Origin of the sequence: Geodermatophilus siccatus (assembly GCF_900103785.1) — a bacterium.
Classification (GTDB): domain Bacteria; phylum Actinomycetota; class Actinomycetes; order Mycobacteriales; family Geodermatophilaceae; genus Geodermatophilus; species Geodermatophilus siccatus.
In genome coordinates this window covers 449353-455549 of the sequence record NZ_FNHE01000004.1, presented here as the reverse complement: position 1 = coordinate 455549, position 6197 = coordinate 449353, and the positions used below count along the sequence as shown (strand labels likewise).

The following is a 6197-nucleotide window of genomic DNA, read 5'->3' as shown; positions in this document are numbered from 1 at the left end:
CGCGGCCACGATCGCCGCGACCGTCTCCGGCGAGGTCTGCCGGGGCATGCGGTGCGGCCGCGAGGAGCGGTCGGCCAGCCCGGCCTCGCCCTCGGCGCGCCAGCGGCGCACCCACTTGTGAACCGTCTGCCGACTGACGCCCAGCTGCTTGGCCACTTCACCGGGCCGGTGACCGGCCAGGACACGGTCGACGATCAGCGTGCGGGCGAACACGGTGGTACGGGCGTTAGCGTGGGCCACGGAGACCTCCGGTTGGCAACGGCGACGTCAAGCACCGCCACTCCTTCCGGAGGTCTCCTTCGTCACCAAGGCGCCACGCCGACCGTCAACAACGTCCCTGGCTACGACACCTAGGGCAGCAGCACCAGCTTCCCGTGGGTGTGACCGGCCATGCCCTGCCGGTGGGCCGCGGCGACCTCCTCCAGCGGGAAGGTCGCGGCGACGACGACCTCCAGCCGGCCGGCGCCGGCGGCCTCCGCCAGGTCCGGCCGGGCGGCGTCCCGCAGCTCGGTGCCGGGGTCGGCACCCGGCCCGGCGCCGAGTGCCCGGACGCCCTCGCTCCCGGCGCGCCCGAAGGCGGCGATGGTGGCGATCCGCTGCCGGTCGGCGACCAGCTCGAGGGAGACGTCGACGGCCTCGTCGGTGCCGACGAGGTCCACGGCGGCGTCCACGCCGTCCGGAGCGAGGCCGCGGACCCGGTCGGCCAGCCCGTCGCCGTAGCGGACGGTCCCGGCGCCGAACCGGCGCACCAGCTCGGCGCCGCCGCCACCGACGGTGCCGATCACCCGGGCGCCGCGCAGCGCCGCCAGCTGGACGGCCATCAGGCCCACCCCGCCGGCGGCGCCGTGCACGAGCACGGTGTCGCCCTCCCCGACGCCGGTCGCGGTCAGGGCGTGCACCGCGGTGGCCCCGGTCAGCATCAGCCCGGCGGCCTGCTCCCACCCGAGGGACGCCGGCTTGGGCACCAGCGCCGACGCGGGGACGACGAGCTCGGCGGCGTACCCGCCGGAGACCCGGAACCCGATGACCTCGTCGCCCACGGCGAGGGCGACGCCCGGACCGACCGCGGTGACCACCCCGGACACCTCGAAGCCGAGGCGCTTCGGCAGCGCGGCCGGGTCGGTGCCGAACGCGCCGGTGTAGCTCTTCCAGTCCGCCGGGTTGACCCCGGCGGCGCGGACCTCGACCCGCGCCTGCCCGGGGCCCGGGTCGCCGACCGGCTGGTCGACGACGGTGAGCACCTCGGGACCGCCGTAGGCGGTCGCCAGGACGACGCGGGTCACTCCGACGCGGCAGCGGCCGTGTTGCCCTCGCCCTGCTGGCTGCTGGGCGGGCCGATCCACACCGTCTTGGCGTTGCAGAACTCGTACATGCCGAGCTCGGTCAGCTCCCGGCCGTAGCCGCTCTGCTTGACCCCGCCGAAGGGCAGCTCCGGATAGCTGGTGGTCATCCCGTTGACGAACGCCATGCCGGACTGGATGTCGCGGATGAACCGCAGCCGCTCGCCCTGGTCCTCGCTCCACAGGTTCGAGCCCAGGCCGTAGACGTGCTCGTTGGCCAGCCGGATCGCCTCGTCCAGGTCGGCGACGGTGTGCAGCGCGGCGACCGGGCCGAAGACCTCCTCCGACCAGATGCCCATCTCCGGGGTCACGTCGGTGACCAGGGTCGGCTCGTAGAACCAGCCGGGCCGGTCCACCCGCTTGCCGCCGACCACCACGGTGGCGCCCTTCTCGACGGCGTCCCGCACGTACCCCTCGACCTCCTCGACGCCGGACTCGGTGGCCAGCGGGCCGACCTGGGTGCCCTCGTCCATGGGGTCGCCGACGGTCAGGGCGGCCAGCTTCTCGGCGAACAGCCGGGTGAACTCCTCGGCGACGTCGGCGTGCACGAAGAACCGCTTGGCGGCGATGCAGCTCTGCCCGTTGTTCTGGCAGCGCGCGGTGACCGCGACCTCCGCGGCCCGGTCCAGGTCCGCCGAGGGCATGACGATGAACGGGTCGGAGCCGCCCAGCTCCAGCACCGTCTTCTTGAGCGCGTCCCCGGCGACCGTGGCCACCGCCTGCCCGGCGGCGTTCGACCCGGTCAGCGTCGCGGCCACCACCCGGTCGTCCCGCAGCACCCGCTCCACCGCACCCGAGCCGATGAGCAGGGTCTGGAAGACGTCGTCGGGGAAGCCGGCCTTGCGGAACAGCTCCTCCAGGTACAGCGCGGTCTGCGGCACGTTGGAGGCGTGCTTGAGCAGGCCGACGTTGCCCGCCATCAAGGCCGGGGCGGCGAAGCGGATCGCCTGCCACATCGGGAAGTTCCACGGCATGACCGCCAGGACCACGCCCAGCGGCTGGTGGACGACGTAGGCCTCGGTCGCGCCGACCGCGGCCGCGTCGGCGGGCTGCGGCTGCAGCATCTGCTCGCCGTGCTCGGCGTAGTAGCGCAGCCCCTTGGCGCACTTGCCGACCTCGGCCTGCGCCGACGCCAGGGTCTTGCCCATCTCGGTGGTCATCAGCTCCGCGACGCTCTTGGCGTCGGCGTCGAGCACGTCGGCGGCGGCCCGCAGCCAGCCGGCCCGCTGCCGCGGGCTGGTCAGCCGGTAGGACCCGAAGGCCGCGGCCGCCCGGGCGATCCGCTCCTCGACGGCGTCGTCGGACAGCGGCTCGAAGGTCTGCAGCGTCTCGCCGGTGGCGGGGTTGATCGTGGCGATGGCCATGGGTGTCCTCTCTCGGGGCGCTCGGTCTCGGCTGGGGCCCGGGGGGTCAGGTCTTGCTCTTGCCCTGCGCGCTCGAGTGCTCGTGCCGGTCGTCGCCCGTGCTGACGTGCCGCGTCTGCTTGCTCGCGCCGGTGGTCACGCCGGCCTCGCTGGGCGAGAGCCCCTCCTTCTTCGCCTGGCGGGCGGCGGCCTGCTGCTCCTGCTGGTTGGTCTTCTTGCTCATGGGGGTCCGGTTCCCCACGGCGGGGGCGCGCACACCCGCCGGGGCCGACACCCTCGACCGTCGGGTGGCGATGGGTGGGTCGCTCCACGCAGGGGTACCGACGGCGCGGTCGAGACCCGGGACCCCTCCTCCGAGGAGCACGATGCCGCCCCCCTCGCCGGCCCTCGCGGGCCGGGTCGCCTCCGCCCTCGACGGGCTGCCGCCCGGGGAGGCCCTCGCCCGCCCGGTCCGCGCCGCCACCGCGGTCTCGATCGGGGTGGCGGCAGCGGCGTGCCTGGTCGAGCTGACCGTCCCGGGTGGCTGGGGGGACGCGGCGCCGGCCGTGCTGGTGGCCGGGCTGCTGCTCGGCCTGCCGCACGGGGCGGTGGACCACCTGGTCCCCGGGTTCCGGCTGGGCTGGCGGCTCCGGGTGCTCGCCGGGTTCGCCGCCGGCTACGCCGTCCTCGCCGCGGCCGGCTGGCTGGCGTTCCGCGCCGCCCCGGGTGCGGCCCTGCTGGCGTTCGTCGCCGTCTCCGTGTGGCACTTCGGCAGCGGGGAGACCGCCTTCGCCGACCTGCGCGCCGGCCGCCCGGTGCGGCACCGGGTTCCCGCGGCCGTCGTCGTCGGGGCGCTGGTGCTGCTCGTGCCGCTGGTCCGCGGCGCCGAGGAGACCGCCGCCGTCGTCGCCGCGGTCGTGCCCGGGTCGGGCGGTCGCCTGCCGCCGCAGCTGGCGGCCGTCGTCCTCGGCGTCGTCCTCCCCGCCACCGCGGTGCTCGCCGGGACGCTGGTGGCCGCCCGGCGGTGGCTGGACGCCGCCGAGCTGGGCGTCCTGACCGCCCTGGTGCTGGTCGTCCCGCCGCTGGCGGCGTTCGGGGTCTGGTTCGGCTGCTGGCACGCCGTCCGGCACGTGGCCCGCGTCGGGGCCGAGGACCCGGGCAACCGCGCCGACCTGGTCGCCGGCCGGCTGGGCCGTCCGCTGCGGCGCTTCGCCGTGCAGGCGGCGCTGCCCACGGCGGCGGTCCTCGTCGTCCTCGCGCTGCTGTGGTCCACCGCCGACGGGTGGCGGGCGTTCGTGGCCACCGACGTGCCGGTGCTGGCCGCGCTCACCCTCCCGCACGTGCTGGTGGTCGGCTGGCTGGACCGCCTGGAGTCGGGAGGGCGGCGAACGTCCGGCGGGCCATGAGGTCGGCGTCGAAGGCGGCCACCGCCCGGGCCCGCGCGCGCCGGCCCAGGTCCGCGCGCGCGGCCGGGTCGGCGAGCAGGCCGGCCAGCGCCGCGGCGAGCGCCCCGGCGTCCTCCGGCGGGACGACGACGGCGTCGGCGCCGACCGCGACCGCGACGTCCCCCACGTCGGTGGCCACGCACGGCAGCCCCTCGGCCATGGCCTCCAGCAGCACCAGGGGCAGCGCCTCGCGGCGGGAGGACAGGCAGAAGACGTCGAGGCCGGCCAGGAAGCCGCGGACGTCGTCGACGAAGCCGCAGAAGGTGACCGGCAGGCCGGCCGCCGCGGCGCGCAGCCGGTCGCCGTCCCGGCCCTCGCCGCCGACCACCACCTCGACCGGCACGCCGTCGCCGGTCAGCACCCGGACGGCGTCGAGCAGCACGTCGAAGCCCTTCTGCGCGGTCAGCCGGCCCAGCGCGCCGATCCGCGGCACCGCCCGCCCGGCCGGCCCGGCCGGGTCCGCGGGCACGTCGACGCCGTTCGGGACGACGTGCACCCGGTGCGCGGGCACGCCCAGCCCGGTGACCAGCTGGTGGCGGGCGCCGGCGGCCGGCGTGAGGACGGCGGCCATCGCGCGGTAGAGGCCGGCCAGGTGCGCCCGCTCCGCCCCCGTCCCGACGTCGCCGGGCAGGTGCAGGACGCCGACGGTGGGCGCGACCGCGAGCGCCGCCGCCACCGCCGCGGCGTTGGACCCGGGGTCGACGAGGTTGACCAGCACGGCGTCCGGGCGCTGCGCGGCCAGCGCGGCCCGCACCGCCAGCGCGGTGCAGGTGTGCCGGGCCAGCGGGACGGCGGCGAGCCGGTCGGGCGGCAGCAGCGGCGCGAAGCGGCCGGCCAGCGGCTCGGCGCAGACCAGCGACGCACCCCAGCCCCGATCGCCGGCGCGGCGCAGCAGGTGGGTCAGGTAGACCTCGGCGCCGCCCCAGTTCTCGGAGTCGCAGACCAGCGAGACCCGGCTCACGCGATCACACCGACGAGCTCGCGGGCCGCGGCGAGCACGTCCCGGGGCCGCACCGAGTCGGCGCAGCGGAAGTCGATGGGGCAGACCAGGTGCGGGCAGGGGGCGCAGGGCACGTCGGCGACCAGCGCGCGGTGCCGCGGACCGGGGTGCGCCCAGCGGACCGGGTCGCCGGGCAGGAAGACGGTGACGCTGCGGGCGCCCACCGCGGCGGCCAGGTGCGCCGAACCGGTGTCGTTGCCGACCAGCACCGCGGCGTCGCGCAGCAGCGCGGCCAGCCCGCCGAGGCCGGTGGCGCCGGTGAGGTCGACCGCCGGAGCACGCATCGCGGCGACCACCGCCGCGCCCACCGCCCGCTCCCCCGGCCCACCGGTGACGACGACGGCCAGCCCGTCGGCGGCCAGCGCGTCGCCCACGGCGGCGTACCGCTCGGCCGGCCACCTGCGGGTGGGCGAGGAGGCGCCCGGGTGCAGGACGGCGTAGCCGCCGGGCACCAGGCCCGTGCGGTCCAGCGTCGCCGCGTGCTCGGCCTCGTCGGCAGGTGTCAGCGGGAAGGCCATCTCGGGCGGGCCGGCCGGCGGCAGGCCGAGGTGCTCGAAGAGCCGGGTGTGCCGCTCGGCCTCGTGCAGGTGCACCGGGTAGCGCAGGTGCAGGTGCACCGTGCCGGGCGGCGGCTCCCAGCCGGTCGGGGCGAAGCCGCCGACGAGCCGGGCGCCCAGGGCCGCGGTGACCCGGTTGGCGGCGGGCCGGTCGCCGTAGACCTGCAGCGCCAGGTCGAAGCGCCGCCCGGCCGCCGCCGCGGTGAAGGCCGCCCAGGACGCCGGGTCGGGCTCGCGGCCGGGCGGGCGGTCGGGGACGTCGTCCGCCCCGGGGAAGGGCAGCAGCTCGTCGACGGCGTCCGCCATCCGCGCCACGACCGCGGCGGTCTCCGGCCAGGTGACCAGGCTGACCCGCAGGTCGGGCCGGGCGGCGCGCAGCCGGCGCAACGCGGGCAGCGAGCAGAGCAGGTCGCCCAGGCCCACGCGCAGCCGCACGAGCGCGATCCGGCGCACCGCCGGGTCGACGAGGGGTCCGCCCACCAGCCCGTCCTCTCCCCCGGCGGGCGTCCGCC

7 protein-coding genes are annotated in these 6197 nt (G+C 77.4%); 1 reads left to right on the top strand and 6 read right to left on the bottom strand.

From position 1 onward, the window contains the following. The 4 genes from BLS21_RS10725 to BLS21_RS25130 form a co-directional block, all read right to left on the bottom strand. A partial coding sequence (locus BLS21_RS10725) for a leucine zipper domain-containing protein (RefSeq protein WP_139177028.1) occupies positions 1-240 on the bottom strand: 240 nt, incomplete at its 3' end. A gap of 110 nt (positions 241-350) precedes the next feature. Then, positions 351-1283, bottom strand: a complete 933-nt coding sequence (locus tag BLS21_RS10720; protein WP_091217531.1) for a quinone oxidoreductase family protein — start codon at positions 1281-1283, stop codon at positions 351-353. Next, complete coding sequence (locus BLS21_RS10715; protein ID WP_091217528.1) at positions 1280-2704, bottom strand: NADP-dependent succinic semialdehyde dehydrogenase; 1425 nt, start codon at positions 2702-2704, stop codon at positions 1280-1282. The genes BLS21_RS10720 and BLS21_RS10715 overlap by 4 nt, the downstream gene beginning before the upstream one ends. Positions 2705-2750: 46 nt before the next feature. Further along, positions 2751-2927, bottom strand: coding sequence for a hypothetical protein (locus BLS21_RS25130; RefSeq protein ID WP_175479530.1), 177 nt, complete (start codon positions 2925-2927; stop codon positions 2751-2753). A gap of 142 nt (positions 2928-3069) precedes the next feature. Here BLS21_RS25130 and BLS21_RS10705 point away from each other — a divergent pair, with 142 nt between their 5' ends. Beyond that, positions 3070-4089, top strand: a complete 1020-nt coding sequence (locus BLS21_RS10705; RefSeq protein WP_175479529.1) for a Brp/Blh family beta-carotene 15,15'-dioxygenase — start codon at positions 3070-3072, stop codon at positions 4087-4089. Here the strand turns inward: BLS21_RS10705 and BLS21_RS10700 are convergent. Beyond that, the gene (locus BLS21_RS10700; RefSeq protein ID WP_091217520.1) at positions 4010-5089 is read right to left on the bottom strand and encodes a glycosyltransferase; all 1080 of its coding nucleotides are present in this window, start codon (positions 5087-5089) and stop codon (positions 4010-4012) included. The genes BLS21_RS10705 and BLS21_RS10700 overlap by 80 nt on opposite strands. Further along, positions 5086-6165 carry a glycosyltransferase family 9 protein gene (locus BLS21_RS10695; protein ID WP_245700269.1) on the bottom strand — a complete coding sequence of 360 codons (1080 nt, stop codon included), beginning with the start codon at positions 6163-6165 and terminating at the stop codon, positions 5086-5088. Before BLS21_RS10695 ends, BLS21_RS10700 begins: the two co-directional genes overlap by 4 nt. Positions 6166-6197: the final 32 nt, after the last annotated feature.

Coding starts and splice junctions, on each gene's coding strand:
- BLS21_RS10715 (WP_091217528.1), bottom strand. CDS start 2,704: ATGGCCATCGCCACGATCAACCCCGCCACCGGCGAGACGCTGCAGACC.
- BLS21_RS25130 (WP_175479530.1), bottom strand. CDS start 2,927: ATGAGCAAGAAGACCAACCAGCAGGAGCAGCAGGCCGCCGCCCGCCAG.
- BLS21_RS10705 (WP_175479529.1), top strand. CDS start 3,070: ATGCCGCCCCCCTCGCCGGCCCTCGCGGGCCGGGTCGCCTCCGCCCTC.